Source organism: Pseudomonas sp. BTN1, from assembly GCF_001907715.1.
Lineage (GTDB): Bacteria > Pseudomonadota > Gammaproteobacteria > Pseudomonadales > Pseudomonadaceae > Aquipseudomonas > Aquipseudomonas paracarnis.
The window spans coordinates 1-19,140 of sequence record NZ_MPBM01000033.1; the positions used below are offsets into that span (position 1 = coordinate 1).

Here is a 19,140-nt window from a genome sequence, read left to right on the forward strand (position 1 = left end):
AAGTCGTGGCGCTGGTGGCGGTGGGGGGGGCGCAGGTGGTGGTCTAGTGTGTTCGGTATCCACCGCGTCAAATCCAACCTTCACCATTACTGTCGGTAGCGGCGGCGCCGAGGGTAGCGCAGGAAAGAAAGGCAGTCACACCCAGCTCGGCACATCGGGTGGTAATGGAGGGGACGGCGCAAAAAGCATAGTTAATACAAATGACGGTGTTTATTCCGCTGATGGGGGCTCTGGTGGAGGCGGCGGCGGCGATGGTGGGCTTACAACCGCTAAACCTGGACATGGCGGAAACGGAGGCGCTGCCCACCTCCCGGAGAATCAAGGAAACAACTGTTCTACGTTTAAGATTGGGGGCGTTGGCGAAAGCGGAGGCCTTTACGGTGGCTCAGAAACTCCTGGCAATGGCGGAGACAGTTTAGGTCTGTGCAGCAACGCGGGTAAAGGTGGTAAAGGCGGCGTTGGCGGTATCGCTAACTCAAGCAGCCAGACTGGATATTCCGGCTCTCCAGGGCTCAAGGGGGGAGATGGCTGTGTCATTCTCGAATATTGACTTTCCCTTAACCGTTTTGATCAATATCGAGGCTGTAAAGAATGATTGTGGGTTCTTTATAGCCCCTGCGTATATCGTTTAAAAAAGGAAGGTATATTATGGCTCTTACTTTGGTTAATGTTTATGTGCTCCTGCGGCATGGGAAAACTATCCCAGGCCCAACACCTAATGATCCGGCCTATGGAAAGCAATACAAAACTTGGATTGATACCAGCACGACTACCGGGAAAGATCTCGCATTGATCATTGCTGGTTTGTGTGGGGCTCAGCCATTAAAAAGGTACGGCGACCAGCCCGCGTTATACTATTTTAGTAATGTTGCACCACTTGAAAAGCCTGAGGGGACGGAGTTTGTGCAAACAGCACAACAGTTGAGAGCAAGAGGCTTGCCAAATTTAATGGATATACCGTCCACGTCAGGAGTTCCTATTTGGGAGGTAAGCCTACTTGCAGAAAAGCAGGTTAGCGAGGCTGGTTTGATTTTTTGCCAAACGTTTCGTTATCGATACTAGTATTATATGACAAGGAGTATTTCCGGTGGTCCGCGATGCCTAGGCACTCGCGGACTAGCTGACTTTAATTTAAAGTACCGTGCCCTCTACCTCCCCAAAATTTTTGGGTTGACTGTTTTTGAGTGGCCCGTGCGCGCTGACCTTGACCCAACGTTCTTCGAGGGCTGCCACGCGAATCGCTGTCGCCAATCGCTCTATCTCCCATGCAGCCTCGAAGTCGGTGCCATCCGCACCTTGCCCCGCCAGCGCCATGATCAACTCCTGCACCTCCAGCGTCTTCAACTCGTTGTAGCCCAACTGATGCCCCGCCGCCGGGCTGAACGCCGCATAGCCGGGCAGGGCAGGGCCAGCCAACAGGCGCTGGAAACCGTCTTGGCCGCTGCGGTACAGGCGCAGTTCATTCAAGCGTTCCTGGTCAAACGCCAGCGTGCCTTGGGTACCGCTGATCTCGAAACTCAGATGGTTCTTGTAGCCGTGCTTGAGCCAACTGCTGCTCACCGTGCCACGGGCGCCGTTGGCGAAACGCAACAGGGCGTGCACCTGGTCATCCACGGCAATGGTTTTTGAGGTCGGGTTGCCGGCGGCGGCGGGGCGCTGGCTGTGTACGGTCTGGGTATCGGCACAAACATCGGTTACCTCGCCCACCAGATAGCGGGCCATCGACAGCAAATGGCTGCCCAGGTCCGCCAGGGCGCCGCCAGCATGCTCCACGTCGCAGCGCCACGACCAAGGGGAAGTCGGGTCGGCCATGAAGTCTTCGCTGAACTCACCTTGAAAACTGATGATCTGGCCCAGTTCGCCCTGGGCAATCATCTGCCGGGCCAGCACGATCATCGGGTTGTGCTGGTAGTTATAGCCGACACGCGTCACCACCCCGGCGGTATGGGCGGCGCGGCGCATGGCATCGGCTTGTTCAAGGCTGACGGCCAGGGGCTTTTCGCAATACACGGCTTTACCCGCCGCTATCGCGGCCATGGCCATGGGGTAATGCAAATGGTTGGGGGTGGTGATGGCCACGACGTCGACCTTGGGGTCGTTGACCAGCGCTTGCCAGTCACCGTGGGCCTGGGCAAACCCCCAGGCGCTGGCGCAACGCTGGGCGCGTTCGGTGTCGGCATCGGCCAGGGCGGCCAGCTTGAGCTGCACGGGCAGTTCAAATACCGCCCGAGCGTTGTTGAACGCCAGCGCGTGGGCGCGGCCCATGAAGCCTGTGCCGATCAAGCCGATTCCGAGTTCACGCATCGTCGTGGTCCTTTGGATTATTGTTTTCAGGAACGCCATTAATGGAATAAAAATTCACTAAATTCAATAGATGGAATAAAAATTCATTCTCCCTGATCGTTCCCACGCTCCGCGTGGGATGCCGCCCAGGGCGCTCTGCGCCCCGCTGTTTGCGCGGTGATGACGCGGAGCGTCAGGGGATGCATTCCCACGCGGAGCGTGGGAACGATCACGTGGGGCCATCATTTCAGCTGATGCAGCTATATTCAGCACATGGCCAAAAGCCGCCAGTTAACAAAAGATAACGTAGCGCCGATTGTCAGACGATTCCAAAGCCCGATAGGATGGCCCCTGCTTCCTCCAGGCGCTCTAGATTGCAGGTTTCAAGGTCCTGGAACAGAAGACGACCTAACAATAATAAATGGGAGAAAGGTCTATGAGTGAGCCTGTCATGGGTTGGGTTGTTTGCCGCCCACGCGCCGCACGCAGGGTTGCGTTGCTGGCCACAGCGCTCTCGCTGCTTGCTGGCAGCGCATTGTCGCTGCCGGTTCTGGCTGCCAGCGATACCCCCGCCGCCGCAGTCTTTGCAATTGAATCCCCCAGGGCCGCCAAAGGCTTGATGATCGACGTGGTTCACGCAGGCAAGCGCCTGGTAGCGGTCGGTGATCGTGGACATATCCTCTATTCCGATGACCAGGGCAACACCTGGACCCAAGCCAAAGTGCCCACTCGGCAACTGCTCACGGCGGTGTTTTTCGTCGATGACCAGCACGGCTGGGCCGTCGGCCATGATGCGCAGATTCTTGCCAGTACCGATGGCGGCGCCACGTGGACCCAGCAATATCAAGACCTCAAGCGCGAAGCACCGTTGCTCGATGTGTGGTTCAACGACGCCAACCACGGCCTGGCCGTGGGCGCCTACGGTGCGCTGATCGAAACCACCGACGGCGGCAAAACCTGGAACGATGTCAGCGAGCGTCTCGACAACGAAGACCAGTACCACCTCAACGCCATCGCCCAGATCAAGGGCGCCGGCCTGTTTATTGTCGGTGAGCAAGGCAGCATGTTTCGCTCAAGCGACGACGGCCAGACCTGGGAAAAACTCGAAGGCCCCTACGAGGGTTCGCTGTTTGGCGTGATCAGCACCGCACAGCCGCAAACCCTGCTGGCGTATGGGTTGCGCGGCAACCTCTACCGCTCCACCGATTTCGGCAGCACCTGGGAGCAGGTCCAGTTGAACGCGGCGCGTGGCGCGTTGGAGTTTGGCCTGTCGGGGGCGACCTTGCTGGAGGACGGTTCCATTGTTGTGGTCGGCAACGGCGGCAGCGTGGTGGTCAGCCATGACGACGGCCAGACCTTCAGTGTGTTCAATCGCCCGGACCGCATTTCACTCTCAGCGGTCACGGCAGCAGGCAATGGCAATTTGATCCTCGCGGGGCAGGGTGGCGTGCGGGTTGCCACATCGGCCGGCGCAGAGCTCTCAAAATAATAAGAAGGCGGGGATCCAATGAGCAGTCATCACAACGATAAAGCGACCTTTCTTGAGCGTCTGATCTTCAACAATCGCCCGGCGGTGATCGTCATCTGCCTGTTGGTGAGTATCTTCCTGTTCTGGCAGGCGACCTTGATTCGCCCGTCCACCAGCTTTGAAAAGATGATCCCGCTCAAGCACCCCTTCATCGAAAAAATGATGGAGCACCGCAACGATTTGGCCAACCTGGGCAACACCGTGCGTATTTCGGTGGAAGCCAAGGACGGCGACATCTTCACTAAGGAGTACATGGAGACCCTGCGCCAGATCCACGACGAGGTGTTCTACATCTCCGGTGTGGACCGCTCGGGCCTCAAGTCGCTGTGGAGCCCCAGCGTGCGCTGGACCGAGGTGACCGAAGAAGGGTTTGCCGGCGGGGAAGTGATCCCGCAGAGCTACAACGGTTCGTCGCAAAGCCTCGACCAGTTGCGTAATAACGTGCTCAAGTCCGGCCAGGTCGGGCGGCTGGTGGCCAATGACTTCAAGTCGAGCATCGTTGATATCCCGCTGTTGGAGTCCTACCCGGACCCGCAAGACCAGGGCAAGTTGCTAGCCCTGGACTACCGCAAGTTCTCCCATGAACTGGAAGACAAGATCCGCGACAAGTTCGAAACCCAGAACCCCAACGTCAAGATTCATATTGTCGGCTTTGCCAAAAAGGTCGGCGACCTGATCGATGGCCTGGTGATGGTGGTGCTGTTCTTCGGCGTTGCGTTCGTCATCACCCTGATTCTGCTGCTGTGGTTCACCAACTGCCTGCGCAGCACCATCGCGGTGTTGAGCACGACATTGGTGGCGGTGGTCTGGCAACTCGGGCTGATGCACTTCTTCGGTTTCGGACTGGACCCGTATTCAATGCTGGTGCCGTTCCTGATCTTCGCCATTGGCATTTCCCATGGCGTGCAAAAGATCAACGGCATTGCCCTGCAATCCAGCGAGGCAGACAACGCCCTGACCGCTGCGCGGCGCACCTTCCGGCAACTGTTCCTGCCGGGGATGATCGCCATTCTGGCGGATGCGGTGGGCTTCATCACGCTGCTGATCATCGACATCGGCGTGATCCGCGAACTGGCTATCGGCGCGTCCATCGGCGTGGCGGTGATCGTGTTCACTAACCTGATCCTGCTGCCGGTCGCGATTTCCTACGTGGGCATCAGCAAGCGTGCCATCGCCAAGAGCAAGAAAGACGCGAACCGCGAACACAGCTTCTGGCGCCTGCTGTCCAAATTTGCCAGCCCGAAAGTCGCGCCGGTGTCGGTGTTCCTCGCCTTGATCGCCTTTGGTGGTGGCCTCTGGTACAGCCAGAACCTGAAGATCGGCGACCTGGACCAAGGCGCACCGGAATTGCGCCCGGATTCGCGCTACAACAAGGACAACAATTTCATCATCAACAATTACTCCACCAGCTCCGACGTATTGGTGGTAATGGTCAAGACCAAGGCCGAAGGCTGCTCACGCTATGAAGCCATGGCGCCCATCGACCAGTTGATGTGGAAGATGCAGAACACCGAGGGCGTGCAGTCGGCGATCTCGTTGGTGACCGTGTCCAAGCAAATGATCAAGGGCATGAACGAAGGCAACCTGAAATGGGAAACCCTGTCGCGCAACCCGGATGTGCTGAACAACTCGATCGCCCGTGCCGATGGCTTGTACAACAACAATTGCTCCCTGGCGCCAGTGTTGGTGTTCCTCAACGACCACAAGGCCGAAACCCTCGACCGTGCCGTGCATGCGGTGCAGGACTTCGCCAAGGAAAACAACAAGGACGGCCTGGAATTCATCCTCGCAGCGGGTAATGCCGGGATCGAAGCGGCCACCAACGAGGTGATCAAGGAGTCGGAGCTGATTATCCTGATCCTGGTGTACCTGTGCGTGGCGACCATGTGCATGATCACCTTCCGCTCCTGGGCGGCGACCCTGTGCATCGTGTTGCCGCTGGTGCTGACCTCGGTACTGGGCAACGCACTGATGGCGTTCATGGGCATTGGCGTCAAGGTCGCGACCTTGCCGGTGGTGGCCCTGGGTGTGGGGATTGGCGTGGACTACGGCATCTACATCTACAGCCGCCTGGAAAGCTTCCTGCGCGCCGGCCTGCCGCTACAAGAGGCGTACTACCAGACGCTGAAATCCACCGGCAAGGCCGTGCTGTTTACCGGCCTGTGCCTGGCCATCGGCGTGTGCACCTGGATCTTCTCGGCCATCAAGTTCCAGGCCGACATGGGTTTGATGTTGACCTTCATGTTGCTGTGGAACATGTTCGGCGCGCTGTGGCTGTTGCCGGCGCTGGCGCGATTCCTGATCAAGCCTGAGAAGCTGGCAGGGCAGAAGGGCAACTCGTTGTTCGCGCACTGATCCTGCTCCCAAATGGCGAGATCGGGCTTGTGTGGGAGCGGGCTTGCCTGCGATAGCATCGCCGCGGTGTCACTGATACACCTCGGCATCTGCATCGCGGGCAAGCCCGGCTCCCACACATCGCTCCCACATGGGTGCGGTGTTCAACCTCTAGGCTACAGCCTGGGCTATCATTGCGGCTTTCCCCAAAATGATTGACTGCCATGACTGCCGACACCCTGACTCGCGTCCTTGCTACCAGCGATATGCTGATCATCAATGGGCTGCACGCCTTTGACTTCGAGCTTGATCAGCAACTGCAGATCCAAAGCATGGATGGCCGGGAACTCAAGCGCTGGACCTTCAGTCCAGAACAGTTGGAGGCGGCTACCTTTGACGAGAGCTTGCAAAGCTGGTTGCTGATCAACGACGACGGTGAACACCGTCTGGTCTGCTTGAGCGCCATCCAGGGCGACAACAATAACGACGAGGACGAAGCAGATGATGCGTAAATTCTGGCCCCTGCTGATGGCAGGCAGTGTCGGTGCGATGTCGGTGCAGGCCGCACCGGCCGATATCCATGAACTGTTGGTCGGCAGCTATACGGCCGGCACCAGTGAAGGGATCTACCGCTTGCAATTCGACAGTAGCACCGGGCAGTTCAGCGGCAAGCCGGTGCTGGCGGCGAAAACCGCCAACCCTTCCTGGCTGACGATTTCCAAAGACCAGAAGCAGTTGTTTGTGGTCAATGAAAACGGCCCCGGCCAGGAAGACCCGGTGGGGCGTGTCAGCAGCTATAGCATCGACCCCCAGAACCACCAGTTGACCCTGATCAACCAGGTGCAGAGCCTGGGCAATGAGCCGACCCATTCCAGTGTGGCCGCCGATGGGCGCTACCTGTTCGTCGCCAACTACTCGGTGGTGGAAGACCCGGGTGGCAGCCTCGCGATCCTGCCGGTGGATGCCAGCGGCAAGCTGTCGGCACCGGTGCAGTTGAGCGGGCACCCGGCCAGCCGTGTGAACCCGGAGCGCCAGGCGTCCAATCATGTGCATTCGGTGGTGTCGTCGCCGGACGGCAAGTATGTATTTGTGCAGGACCTGGGGGCGGACAAGGTGTTTGCCTACCGCTACGACCCCAAGGCCAATCATGAGCTGCCACTGACGGCGGCCGACCCGGCGTCGGTGCAGTTGCCACCGGGCAGCGGCCCGCGTCACTTGCTGTTCAGCGCGGGCGGCAAGCACGCCTGGCTGACCACTGAAATGAGCGCCCAGGTAGCCGTGTTCGATTACAACGACGGCAAGCTGACGCAAACCCAGTTGCTCGACTATGCCGCCGGCCAACCGGTGTCCGACAAGGCCGGTGCGGCGTTGCATGCGTCAAACGACGGCAAATTCCTGTACGTGAGCAACCGTGGCACGGCCAATCAGATGCTGGTGTTCAGCATCGACCCGGCCACCGCGCACCTCAAGGAAATCCAGCGCCGTTCTGTCGAAGGCGACCATCCGCGTGAGTTCAGCCTCGACCCTAGCGGCAAATTCCTGCTGATCGCCAACCAGAAAAGCAATGAAATTGTCGTCGTCGAGCGCGACCTCAAGACCGGCCTGCTGGGTAAAACCGTGCAGAAATTGCCGATTGATGCCCCCAGTGACCTCAAGTTCCTGGTGCGTCAATAAGCCACAGGCCCCGCACTGCGGGGCCTGAGCCTTTGTATTAATCGCAGTGATAACGGCTACTGTTTCAAAGCATTTCTAAGGTTCAACCCTCGGGCGTAAGTTGGGTTCCAAGGCCTTCCCAGGCCACCCAACCAAACGCACACAAGGGTTACCGCCATGAATTTCAATCTCTTCTCGATCATTGCTGCTTCTGCTGTTTCCGCCACCGTGGCATTGCCTGCCGCCGCCAGCGTGGAAGTCACCGGCAAAAAATCCAATGTCACGGCCTATACCCAGAAATACCTGCAACAGAGCGCCAATTTCTATGCGGCGCTGGATCACAAGACCCAGCACTGAGCCACGGTCCAATGTGGGAGCTGGCTTGCCTGCGATGCGGACCACTCGGTATAGCTGATGTACCGAGTCGATGCCATCGCAGGCAAGCCAGCTCCCACATTGGATTGGCCTCAGGGTTTTGCCATCACTGCTATAAACAACGGTGAATCCAGAAACCGCTGTAACCAGGCCTGCAAACGCCGATAGGGCGTGCCCGCAAACCACTCCCGATTCACATGGGCAAACTGGCGCACAAACGGCGCCAGCGCTGCATCTGCCAAGCTCAGGTGATCGGCGAGTAGATACTCACGGTCTGCCAGCAAATCTTCCAGCTTGCGCAAGAACACCTCGCCCTCGGCCCGATAGTATTCCATCGGTTGCTCCGGGTAGCGCTCGGCGTACTTGTATCGATTCAAATGATGTTTGAACACGTGGTCATTTTCTTCAATCAGCGCATACACCGCCGGATCGCCCTGTAGCCGCCAGTTTTCGGGGTCGTGCTGGGCCAGCGCCCACTGCATGATCTCCAGGCTTTCTTCGATCACTCGCCCTTCGACGCTCAACACCGGCACCGTGCCCTTGGGCGACAGCGCGAGCATCTCGGCCGGCTTGGCTTTCAGGCTGACTTCGACGATGCTCACCGCAACGCCGGAATAACGCAGCGCCAGTCGCGCGCGCATTGCATAGGGGCAGCGCCGGAACGAATAAAGCAGCGCTTCGCTCATTTGACCTCCAACGTGCTCAGGCCATTGCCCTGGCGCTTTACCTGGATCTGCACCGGGATGCGTTCATGCATTTCCTGTACGTGGGAGATCACCGCCACCTTGCGACCCTGGGCCTGCAAACCATCCAGAGCGTCCATCGCCAATTGCAAGGACTCCGGATCAAGGCTGCCAAAACCTTCGTCGATAAACAGCGACTCGATCTTCAAGGTGCTCGACGCCATCGAGGCCAGCCCCAACGCCAGTGCCAACGACACCAGGAAGGTTTCGCCACCGGACAGGGAATGCACCGAGCGCAGTTCATCGCCCATCTCTGTGTCCATCACCAGCAGCCCCAGCATGCTGCCGCCGCGTTTAAGCCGGTAGCGGCGCACCAGTTGGCGCAGTTGCACGTTGGCATGGTGCACCAGCAAGTCGAGGTTGTAGGCCTGGGCGATCTTGCGGAAGGTGTCGCCGGTGGCCGAGCCGATCAGCGCATTCAGGCGTGCCCAGCGCTGCCACTGCTCGTAAGCCTTGGCAATCTGTTCGGCCAGGGCCTGGTTGGCATTCTGGCGGCGCTGGTCTTCGGACTGGCGTGCGCGCAGTTCGGCGCAGTGTTTCTCACCCTCAAGCAATTGCTGCTCAAGCGTTGCCAGGGTGGCGGCCAACTGCTCGGCCTCCAGGTTGCCATTGTGCAGGGCCTGGTGTTCGGCCAGGCGCTGTTCGCGCTCGTGCAGCAGAACCTTGGCTTGCTCGACGGCCTTTTCGCTGCTGTGCAGGTGCTGGCGCAACTGCGCGACCTGGGCTTCATCAAGGGCCAACAGGCGTGCCAGGCCCTGATCATCCAGGTCTGGGTGCAGGGCGCGCCATTCGCCGATGCGTGTCGCAAGGGCTTGCTGCTCCGCCTCCAATGCCTGCTGGTGGTGCTGTTGGGCCTTGAGGTCGGCGGCCAGCTGTACCTGGGCCGTGTGCACGGCGTGCAGTTCCTGGTTGGCGTCCGTCTCGCTTTGGCGCGACTGCGTGACGGCTTGCTCCAGCTGCTGTTGCCACTGCTCGGCGCTGGGGTGGTCCCCTAGCAAGGCGCGGAGTTTTTCCTGGACGGCGTGTTGCTGGTCGGCCAGCTCGGCGACTTGCAGATTCAAGGCGTCGAGTTGCTGCTGACGATGCTGTTGGTGAGTGTGTTGTTTCTCGATGGCCTGTTGGCGCTCCTGCTGCTCGGCCTGCTCATCGCGTTGATGGCCCAACTGCTCAAGGCGCTGGCTGACCTGCTGGTCGAGCTGCATGAAGGTCGCCGCAGGCGCGCTGCGCAAACCTTCCAGCGTTTCGCTGGGCAACAGGCTGGCGAAGGCGCTGAGTTCCGCCTCCAGGCGTTCGCGGTCGCCGGCCAGTTGCCGTTGTTGGTCCACCAGCAATTGCCGGGCTTGCTGGCTGGCGTCCTGGGCCGCTTGCAATTGTTGCTGCAAGCGCCCGGCGTTCTGTTGCAGGTTGAGCAGGGCGCCTTGGCGTTGTTCGTCCTGGCTGATGCTTTGGGTCAATTGGGCCAATTGCTGGGCCAGCCAAGGGCTGCGCTTGACGGCGTCCTGGGCGAGCAGCGAGGCCGACAGTGGGTGGGCTTGCAGGCTCGGTGCCAAACCCTGCTGCTGCGTGGCCAACTGTTCCTGCTGTTGCAGGAACTCTTTTTGCTGAGCGATCAGGCCGCCCACTTCACCGCGCAGTTCGGTAAGTTTTTCCTTGAGGCTGTCGACGGCTTTCTGCGCAGCCGCCTCTTCACTTTCATCATGGCGACCCAGGCTCTGTAGCAGAGCCTCGGGCTGGTGATAGGGGTGTTCGTGGCTACCGCACACCGGGCAGGGTTGGTCATCCTGCAACTGCTCGCGTAATTCCTCGACGCTGGCACTGCGGGCCAGGCGTTGGCGCTCAAGCAGTTGCTTGGTCACCGTCAGGGTTTGTTCGGCAACGGTGAGTTCGGCCTTGGTTTGCAGGCCGGCCTGGTTCAGTTGTTCGCGTCTTTGCGCGGCCTCGGCGAGCCTTTGCGTGAGCGCAGAGGCCTGTTGATCCAACTGTTGCTGGCTGTCCCACAAGCGGGCCAGGTCTTCGAAGGCGCGCTGTTGCTTGCGATTGTCTTGCAGCAGGCTGGCCAGTAACTGGATTTGTTCGGCCACCGCGTGCGGTTCGGCACCGGCCTCGTGGTAGAGCAGGTCCAGGGCTTCGCGCTGTTGGGTGAACTGTTCAATGGCGGCGCTGGCGCGCTGTTCGAGCTGCCCCAGCTCGGCCTGGCCTTGGTTGAGGCGATTGCCGATCAACACCAACTGTTGCAGGCGGTCACGGTAAGCGTTCCAGGCATCGCTCAGCGGCGCGAGGGCGGCGCTGTGCTCAAGCTCGGTGGCTAGGCGTTGCAGGCGCTCGGTGCCTTGGGCCTGCGTGTGTTGCAAACCGTCGAGCAGGGCCTGGCCTTCGGTGCAGGCGCTTTCGTGCTGGTGTTTTTCCTCGTTGCGCTTGGCCAGTTCGCGGCTCACGTGGGCGAGGGTGTTTTGCTCTTCGATGGCCTGGCGCAGCAGGGGCGCGGCGTCGGCCTGGTGTTTCAGGGCCGCGGCCAGTGCTGCCTGGGCGACCACTTGCTGGTGTTGCGCCTGCTCCTGGCGGGTGTGCAGGGCGGTTTGTTGCTCGAGGTGCTGGGCAATCTGTGCCGCCAGGGGCGTCAGCAAGGTGGCGAGTTCTGCCTGGCGCAGGAAGTGATGGCGTTGCGGTGCCAACTGCTCCAGAAGGCTCAGGTCCTGGCGTTGCTGACCTTGGTCGGCCCAGGTCTGCTCGTCGCGTTGCAGTTGCTCCACAGCATGCTGATGGCGCTCCTGCCATTCACGCAGCTCCTTGAGCCAGGTGTGCTGCAACTCCAGCTGCTTGAGCTGGGCTTGCTGGCTCTTGAGCTGCTGCTGGGCTTGGGCCAACTGTTGATCCAGCTCGGCGCGGGCTTCGGGGGCCAGGGGCACCACGCCGGTGGCTTGGTCCTGTAGCTGTTTGTGGGCGTCCTTGGCCTCTTTGGCCTTGTCGAACGCACGGCGGCCGAGCTGGGTGTAGAGCGCGGTGTCGGTGAGCTTTTCCAGCAGTTCGCTGCGCTCATTGTCATTGGCCTTGAGGAAGGCGCTGAACTCGCTTTGCGCCAGCAGCACCGCACGGGTGAACTGTTCGAAGTTCAGGCCCAGGGCCAATTCCAGCTGGGTCTTGTATTCGGTTTTCTGGCTGGCCAGCAGTTGGTCGCTGTCCAGGTCGATCAGGCTTTGCCGGCTGTTCTGTAACTTGCCGCTGGCCTTGTCGCGGGCGCGGTTGGCTTCCCAGCGGGCGCGGTAGCGACGGCCACTGACACCGACAAAATCCACCTCGGCATAGCCGCCGCCAGTGCCGCGGCGAATCAGGGTGCGCGGGTCGCCGATTGAAATGTCCGTGTCGGCATCCGGCATTTTGGCCTGGCCGGTATCACCCAGGCGCGGCACCGCGCCAAACAGCGCCAGGCACAACGCATCGAGCAGGGTGCTTTTCCCCGCGCCAGTCGGCCCGGTGATGGCGAACAGGCCAGCACTGGCCAGGGGCTCGGCGGTAAAGTCGATTTCGAACGGGCCCGCCAGGGAGGCGAGGTTTTTCAAGCGGATGGCGAGGATCTTCATGGCTGTTCGCCCTCCTGTTGCACTTCCTGGAGCAGCACGGCGAAGTCCTTCAAGGTCTGTTCATCCACTTCACTGCCGTAGCTGTCCTGCCAGGCGCGGCTGAACAACTCCTGGGGCGTGAGCTGGTCGAGTTCGATCAGTTGCGCATCGTCTGCCTCTGCGCTGCCGCGTGTGCCGGCATAGTCGGCGGCGATCCGCACCAGGCGCACGGCCTTGCCTTGCAGGGCGGTTTCGATCTGCTGGCGCAGGTCCGGTTGCGGCTCGTCGAGGCGCACGCGCACTTCCAGCCAGGGGTGGCGCTGGGTTTCGGCGAGCAGGTCGATGTCGGGCAGTTCACCCAGTTGCTTGAGAATATCGGCCAGGGGCGCAGCTTCCAGGCGTTGCAGGTTGACGGAGCGGGGAATCAGGATCGGTTCACAGCCCACCAGCCGTTCGCCCTGGAACGTCACGTCGAGAATCTGGTGCTTGTAGCTGATTTCGGAGAACGACAGGGGGATTGGCGAGCCGCTGTAGCGAATGCGCTCCTCGCCATTGACCTTTTGCGGCTTGTGCAAATGGCCGAGGGCCACATATGCCACGCTTCGGTCGAACAGTGTGGCGGGCAGCGCCTCGGCATTGCCGATGATCAGGCTGCGTTCGGAGTCTTCGGATACCGACCCACCGGCCATGTGCGCATGGCTGATGGCTATCAATGCCTGGCCTTTGTTGCGCTTGGCATTGGCGGCCGCGATCAGCCATTCATGCACTTGGCCGATGCCGCGCAGGTAATCATCGCCCAGCTGTGCGCCGGTGACTTCCGCCGGGCGCAGGAAGGGCAGCGCCAGGCACCAGGCGGCGATCTTGCCTTTGGCATTGGGCAGCGGGATCAGCAGGCGGTCGGCATCCAGTTGCCCGTCATCCAGCCACAGCACTCGGCCCAGGGCATGGGTGCGCAAGCGGCGCATCAGAGGCGCAGGCAGCTCAATGCGCGAACCGGAGTCATGGTTGCCGGCAATCATCACAATGGTCAGTGTCGGCTGTTGTTCGTGGGCGCTGATGATGAAGTCATACAAGCGCTCCTGGGCCTTGAGCGGCGGGTTGACCGTGTCGAAGATATCGCCGGCGATCAACAGCACGTCCGGGCGCTGTGCCTTGAGTTGGCCCAGCAGCCACTCAAGGAAACAAGCGTGTTCGAAGTCGCGTTCCTGGCCGTGGAGGTTTTGGCCCAAGTGCCAGTCGGAGGTATGAAACAGACGCAAGGCGAACTCCGTGGAGAAGATGAAAAGGAGGGGAGTTTACCTGTTCTGCGTACCTGCTGCTCCAGGCGACGCAGGTCAAATGTGGGAGAGGACTTGCCGTCGATGGCGCTGGGTCAGCCAGCATCCCTGGCACTGAACCACCGCCATCGGGGGCAAGCCCCCTCCCACAGGGGTTATGGGGTGTTAGTGGGGTTGGGTTGCAGGCAATCCAGCGCACGGTCGGCGAGGGTGCGGGCCATGTCGATCAGGTGAGCGGTGGAACAGGCCATGTCGCGCCGGGTGCCTTTGGGCCCTCGGCGGTTTCGGTGGCGGTGGTGGCGGCGCAACGCAGTAGCGAGGAGATGCTGGCGATAGCGTCTTCGAAACTCAGGTCTTCGTGGGCGACGAAAATCGGAAAGGGTGGGTCGGGGATAAGTTTGTTCATGGATAAAGCTCCTGCTTGGATTGGGAGCCATTCTTTTGCCGATCTCACACGTCAAAAGGTGGCAGCTATGTGCGGGGTGAGATACCGGAAAACAGGACCCGGCCAGACCGAAGTCTGCCCGCACACAGCCGCCATTGACGGTTGTAGCGCAGTGCGCCTGCTAATAACGGGATCTCACTCCCGATCGCTGATAGGCAGCGACGAAGCGAAGGCTAGCCAGCGAAATGAGCAGGCGCAAGGCCAAAGGATTGTCTAGGAAACGTCCTGCAAATTAAAGGGATATGGATTGCTGGCCTTTAACAATGCATGTCGAGCGGGCGTGACGAACGAAGTGGAACCACAGGGCGAGTGGCGACCACGCACAACGTGGATTTCTCAATCAACCCCTGAATGAATCAGAGGCCCACCATGTCTTTTTCAGTAAACCCACCTTCCACTAGCGCTTTCATCGTTCCACCAGAGCAACTGGATGCTGATGCTGACAGCCGCTCAGCCCAAGCTAGCCACCGTCAGGCACGAAGCGCTGAAACCCAGGCCAGCACCCCTGACTCACGCCCGTACGCTAGCGTGACTGACCGGCAGCTAATAGGGTTGATCCGTGATCATTTCCGCGAATTCGCCGCAGGGGCGACAGACAGCTATGTGAACTTCAATGAGTTGAAAGAAGCCGCCGGCCTGATCGCCACCGACAGGACGTTCTCACCCGAGGCCCACCATGCGGCCAAGGAGCTACTCACACGGCCAAAATTGCTACGCAAGCTGGATATCGGCATCAGCTTCTTCGGTGGCCCCGGCAAGGAGGATGGTCGGTTCGATATGGACAACCTGAACTATCTGTATAAATTCCCCCATCGGGAATGGAAGGTGCCGCGTCGTAATCACTGAGTGCAAGCAGGCGTCCGATCAGGCGATGCAGATCAACTGTGGGAGCTGGCTTGCCTGCGATGGCGGAGTATCAGCCAGCACATCTGCCGCCTGTTACACCGCCATCGCAGGCAAGCTAGCTCCCACAGGGGTTTTGTGGTGTTGGTTGAGGCTGGGTTACTTGGGGTAGAGCGGCAGCAAGCTGGTGGTGTCGGTGGCCAGGTCTTGCTCGCGTTCGGCCACGGGGATGGCCTTGATCGCTCGCCATTGATCGTTCCCACGCTCTGCGTGGTAATGCATCCCGTGACGCTCTGCGTCACCGTTGCACAGGGCGTAAAACCTGGACGCGGAGCGTCCGGGGCGGCATTCCCACGCAGAGCGTGGGAACGAGCAGGCTCGGGGGTTACTTGGGGTAGAGCGGCGGCAAGCTGGTGGTGTCGGTGGCCGGGTCTTGCTCGCGTTCGGCCACGGGGATGGCTTTGATCGCTCGCCACAGGTCATCACCCAACCAGTATTGACCGCTTTCGCTGTACAGCGCGCCATTCAGGCCATCCAGGGCATCTGACAGCGGCACAAACCGTGCGGCCATGTCGGCCAGGGTTTCGGGTTGTTGCCGCGCCCAGGCGTCGAGGGCCTGGCGGGTGGCGTGGGGGTCGTTGGCCTGGGTGGCGCGCTTGAGGTCGTCGAGCAGGGTGCGTGGGCTGGGACCGGTTTGCGCGGCGCGTTGTACCGCCGGTTGCCGGCGTGCGCGCCACCACAGGCCAAAGCCCAGCAGGGTGGTGCAGGCCAGTATCAGTGTGCTCAGTTGCCACAGCCACAGGCGGTCATCGTCGGGGGCGGTGATGATCGTCGGTGTCGCCGGTGTGTCCACCACCAGGCTGGGGTTCACCGCCACGTGCACGGTGCGCGCCGGCAGGCTGGTGCGTTCCAGATGATCTTCGTGAGTGTTCCACCACACCACTTCCACGGCGGGCAGTTCCAGTTCGCCGGCGCGGGTCGGCACCAGGGCTTCGCGGTCTTCACGGCTGCCGGTCAGCCCGCGGTCGCTGGTACGGTTAGCCATCACTGGTTGGTCGGGGTAGCGGCGCAGGCCGTTGACCTCGGTGCCGGGCAGCGCCGGCAGTTGTGCGCTGGACAGGCCTTCGGCCTCCACGGTAAGGCTGCGGGTCAGAGAGTCGCCGACTTGCACGTGGTCCGGCGTGGGGTTCCAGCCTTCGCTCAAGGTCAGGCTGCGCGCGGGCAACCAGGGGGTGTCGGCGGGGTAGGCGTCCGGTTTGGGTTTGACCGTCAAGGGCAGGGGCGCTGAGCTAACGTGAATCATCTTGCCCGGCTTGGTGCCCTGCAGGGTGTTTTCCTGGGGCGGTCGCGATTCCACCAGGGTAGCGCTGAAGGTCTGCGCCGGAATCACCACAGCGCCGCTGTGTTGCGGGTAGAGGGCGTAGCGGGTTTCGATCACGCCATGGCGAATGCTGTTGATGACCTTTTCATAGGTGCGTGATTCGCCCAGTTGTTCGACACGTGCATCCGGTATCTGCAAGGGCGTGAGGCTGCTGTCGTCATACAGCGACACCGAGTGGTAGACGCGCACGGTCAACAGGGCCTGGGCCTGCACGTACACGCTGGTCTGGTCGAGGCTGGCTTCGATGAACACCGGGGCCAGTTCGGCGCTGGTGTTCTGGCTGGCGCTTTCCACCACTTGCAGGGTGATCGGCTGGGTCTTGAGTGCGCCCACCTGCAGCGGCGGGATCACCACGTTGCCGTTTACCTTGGGCAACAGGGTGATGATCCAGCGGGTGGTGGCGTGGTTGTCGCCGTCCAGCGTGGTGAGTTGGTTGATCTGGCGGGTGCCGCTGACTTCGAACTGCGCGTCCAGGGGCGACAGGTCCGGTTTGCCAAACTGGGTTACATCACTGGATTGTACCGTCAGCTCCACCGTTTCCCCGGAGTTGAGGCGGCTGCGGTCTACGCTGGCGACCAGGTCCGCCGCCTGGGCGTGGCCTGCCGACAACGCGAGCAGGAGCAAAAGGGTAGTGCGGCGGCTCATCGAGTGGTGTCCTGATGTTGTTGCTGTTCGTACCAGAATTTGCGGCGCAACAGCTCGCCGGGGTTGTCCGGGATTTCCTGCAACCATTGCTCCAGCGCTTGGCGGCGCTCGCCTTCCAGGCGCGTGTCGGCAGGGCGCAGTGGCGGCGTGGTGGTTTGCTCGTCACCCAGTTCGCTGCCTGGCACTTCATTGCCACCGGCCTGTGGCGGGGCGTTGGCCTGGGTCTCACCCGTGCCGGCTTCGCCCTGGCCGTGGGACGATTGCTCGCCGCCCTGGGCCGTTTGCGCGCTGGTGCCCGGTTGCGCAGTTTGGCCGGGTTGGGCGGTTTCGTCATCTGCGTTTTTTGCGGGCGGGTCCGGCTCGGGCTGCGCTTGCTCCTGCATCAGCGCTTCAACCAGGGCTTTGTTTTTCAGCGCGGGCTGCAAATCGGGCTGGGCTTCCAGGGCTTGTTCATACGCATCAATGGCCGCTTCAAGTTCACCGGCCTTGGCCAGGGCATTGCCGCGGTTGTAGTGAGAATAGGCGTCGCTGCCTTGGGCAAACCGCTTGATGGCCTCGGCGTAATTGCCGGCTTCATACAGCGCCACGCCTTGCCATTGCGGGTCCTGGAAGTGTTCGGCGGCTTCGGCCGGGCGTTTGTGCTTGAGCAGGTACTGGCCTTGTTGGTCGGGGCGCAGCCACAGGTCCTGCAGCCCAAAGGCGTAGCTGGGTTGCGGCGCGCCCATCAGCAACAAGGGCAGGCAGAACAGCCAGCCGCGACGCCCGGCGCACGCGGCCAGCAGCAACAACGGCAAGAGCAGCCAGTAACCCTGGTCGGCCCAGCTGTCCAGGCGCAGCCGTTGGCCGTCGTCGCGCAGGGCTTGAGCGCTGTCGAGCATGCCGAGTTGGCGCAGGTCCTTGTCATCCAGGCGTGCCGCACGGTAGCGGCCGCCCATTTCGCTGGCGAACGCCTTGAGGGTCGGGCTGTCGAGACGCGGCACAAGGATCGCGCCCTGGTCGTCCTTGAGGAATTCGCCGCTCTCCTGCGTCACCGGCGTGCCTTCGCGACTGCCGATGCCGAGGATCGACAACGTTGGAGCCTGGGCACTTTGCAGTTGCAGGCGGATGCCTTGGCGCTCTTGTTTGGACAGTGAGGAACCGATCAGCAGCAGGCGCCCCTGGCCGAGACCGCCTTGCTTGAGCAGGCCCAGGGCTTTTTCCACGCCCAGATCGGCACGATGGCCGGGCTCGGGCATGATCGATGGGCGCAGGGCTTCCAACAGGTTGCGGCTGGTAGCCAGGTCATCGGACAGCGGCACCAAGGTATGGGCGCTGCCGGCATACACGATGATGGCTGTTTGCGCATCGGTGCGTGCTTGCAGCAAGTCATACAGCTTGCGCCGCGCCTGTTCCAGGCGGTTGGGCGGGCTGTCGGTGGCGAGCATTTCCGGGGTCAGTTCCAGCAGCACCACCAGGGGGTCGGAAGGTTTCTGGCTGGCCTGTTCAACCCGTTGCCAACTGGGGCCCAGCAACGCGAGCACGGCCAACAGCCAGGCGATGCCGAGCACCACCCATGGCGATTTACTCTCGCGGCCATTGCCACCACTGAGCAACTCGGCATGGAACGCCGGCGGCAGGATCATCTGCCAGCGCCCGGCGCGCTTTTGCCGATGCCATAGCTGCCACAGCAACCAGCCAAGCAGGGGCAGCAGCAATAGCCACCAGGGGCGCAACCAGTGCGGCCACAGCGCGATCATCGACGCCTCCGCAAGCGCAGGCGCTGTAGGCGCTGGCGCCATTCAGGGTGTTGCTGCAAAAAGATGCCCCTGCTCGATAGCCTATTGAAGGCTCGTTGCAAAGCGTTGTTCGGCCAGCGTTCCTGGATCACCAGCAACAGGCTCAACACCAACGCCAAGGCCAATGGGCCGCTGTATAGCGCCTGAGCCGGGCGGGCCTGGGTGGGTTGTTGCTCCACGGGTTCAAGGGTGTCGAGGGTGTCCTTGATCTTTAGCAGTTCCTCGCCGTCCCGGGCGCGGAAATACTGGCCGCCGGTGGCCTCGGCCAGTGCCTTGAGCGCCGGTTCGTCGAGGTCCAGGC

15 protein-coding genes and 2 pseudogenes are annotated in these 19,140 nt (G+C 61.2%); 8 read left to right on the top strand and 9 right to left on the bottom strand.

What is annotated here, in order from left to right; all coding sequences use genetic code 11:
• Positions 1–200: 200 nt before the first annotated feature.
• Complete coding sequence (locus BMH52_RS17120; RefSeq protein ID WP_032892153.1) at positions 201–419, top strand: hypothetical protein; 219 nt, start codon at positions 201–203, stop codon at positions 417–419.
• 229 nt (positions 420–648) lie between these two features.
• On the top strand, positions 649–1,062 hold the full coding sequence (locus BMH52_RS28900; RefSeq protein WP_139271612.1) for a hypothetical protein: 414 nt from the start codon (positions 649–651) through the stop codon (positions 1,060–1,062).
• 69 nt (positions 1,063–1,131) lie between these two features.
• Here BMH52_RS28900 and BMH52_RS17125 read toward each other — a convergent pair whose 3' ends face one another.
• Positions 1,132–2,304: a Gfo/Idh/MocA family protein gene (locus tag BMH52_RS17125; RefSeq protein WP_256575803.1), complete on the bottom strand. Its 1,173-nt coding sequence runs from the start codon at positions 2,302–2,304 to the stop codon at positions 1,132–1,134.
• A 430-nt stretch (positions 2,305–2,734) separates the two neighbouring features.
• Between BMH52_RS17125 and BMH52_RS17130 the strand changes: the two genes are divergently transcribed.
• The 5 genes from BMH52_RS17130 (at position 2,735) to BMH52_RS17150 (ending at position 8,155) form a co-directional block, all read left to right on the top strand.
• Entirely contained in the window at positions 2,735–3,772 is a 1,038-nt protein-coding gene (locus BMH52_RS17130) for a YCF48-related protein (RefSeq protein WP_014718301.1), read from the top strand.
• Positions 3,773–3,790: 18 nt separating this feature from the next.
• A complete protein-coding gene (locus tag BMH52_RS17135; protein ID WP_073844435.1) occupies positions 3,791–6,166 on the top strand; it encodes an RND family transporter in 2,376 nt (791 codons plus the stop codon).
• 203 nt (positions 6,167–6,369) lie between these two features.
• Positions 6,370–6,657, top strand: a complete 288-nt coding sequence (locus tag BMH52_RS17140) for a DUF5629 family protein (protein ID WP_014718303.1) — start codon at positions 6,370–6,372, stop codon at positions 6,655–6,657.
• The gene (locus tag BMH52_RS17145) at positions 6,647–7,819 is read left to right on the top strand and encodes a lactonase family protein (protein WP_073844437.1); all 1,173 of its coding nucleotides are present in this window, start codon (positions 6,647–6,649) and stop codon (positions 7,817–7,819) included. The genes BMH52_RS17140 and BMH52_RS17145 overlap by 11 nt, the downstream gene beginning before the upstream one ends.
• 156 nt (positions 7,820–7,975) lie before the next feature.
• A complete protein-coding gene (locus BMH52_RS17150; RefSeq protein WP_003190784.1) occupies positions 7,976–8,155 on the top strand; it encodes a hypothetical protein in 180 nt (59 codons plus the stop codon).
• 110 nt (positions 8,156–8,265) lie between these two features.
• Here the strand turns inward: BMH52_RS17150 and BMH52_RS17155 are convergent, their stop codons facing one another.
• The 4 genes and pseudogenes from BMH52_RS17155 to BMH52_RS17170 all read right to left on the bottom strand — a co-directional run bounded on the left by BMH52_RS17155 (position 8,266) and on the right by BMH52_RS17170 (position 14,156).
• Complete coding sequence (locus BMH52_RS17155; protein WP_072434513.1) at positions 8,266–8,859, bottom strand: glutathione S-transferase; 594 nt, start codon at positions 8,857–8,859, stop codon at positions 8,266–8,268.
• Complete coding sequence (locus tag BMH52_RS17160; protein ID WP_072434514.1) at positions 8,856–12,494, bottom strand: SbcC/MukB-like Walker B domain-containing protein; 3,639 nt, start codon at positions 12,492–12,494, stop codon at positions 8,856–8,858. The genes BMH52_RS17155 and BMH52_RS17160 overlap by 4 nt, the downstream gene beginning before the upstream one ends.
• Positions 12,491–13,732 carry an exonuclease SbcCD subunit D C-terminal domain-containing protein gene (locus BMH52_RS17165; RefSeq protein ID WP_072434515.1) on the bottom strand — a complete coding sequence of 414 codons (1,242 nt, stop codon included), beginning with the start codon at positions 13,730–13,732 and terminating at the stop codon, positions 12,491–12,493. Before BMH52_RS17165 ends, BMH52_RS17160 begins: the two co-directional genes overlap by 4 nt.
• 173 nt (positions 13,733–13,905) lie before the next feature.
• Positions 13,906–14,156: pseudogene (locus BMH52_RS17170) on the bottom strand (DUF6124 family protein).
• A gap of 408 nt (positions 14,157–14,564) precedes the next feature.
• On the opposite strand from BMH52_RS17170, the gene BMH52_RS29305 reads away from it, so the two are divergent.
• Positions 14,565–15,041, top strand: a complete 477-nt coding sequence (locus BMH52_RS29305; RefSeq protein ID WP_177345097.1) for a hypothetical protein — start codon at positions 14,565–14,567, stop codon at positions 15,039–15,041.
• 156 nt (positions 15,042–15,197) lie between these two features.
• On the opposite strand, the gene BMH52_RS29620 is transcribed toward BMH52_RS29305, so the two are convergent.
• From BMH52_RS29620 to BMH52_RS17190, 4 genes and pseudogenes are all read right to left on the bottom strand, one after another.
• Positions 15,198–15,320 (bottom strand): hypothetical protein, encoded by a 123-nt coding sequence (locus tag BMH52_RS29620; RefSeq protein ID WP_020301528.1) that lies wholly within the window; start codon positions 15,318–15,320, stop codon positions 15,198–15,200.
• 103 nt (positions 15,321–15,423) lie between these two features.
• Positions 15,424–17,064, bottom strand: coding sequence for a BatD family protein (locus BMH52_RS17180; protein ID WP_019820202.1), 1,641 nt, complete (start codon positions 17,062–17,064; stop codon positions 15,424–15,426).
• Positions 17,061–18,800, bottom strand: a complete 1,740-nt coding sequence (locus BMH52_RS17185; RefSeq protein ID WP_072434516.1) for a tetratricopeptide repeat protein — start codon at positions 18,798–18,800, stop codon at positions 17,061–17,063. Before BMH52_RS17185 ends, BMH52_RS17180 begins: the two co-directional genes overlap by 4 nt.
• Positions 18,797–19,140: pseudogene (locus tag BMH52_RS17190) on the bottom strand (BatB protein); the annotation flags it as partial. The pseudogene BMH52_RS17190 and the gene BMH52_RS17185, both read right to left, overlap by 4 nt.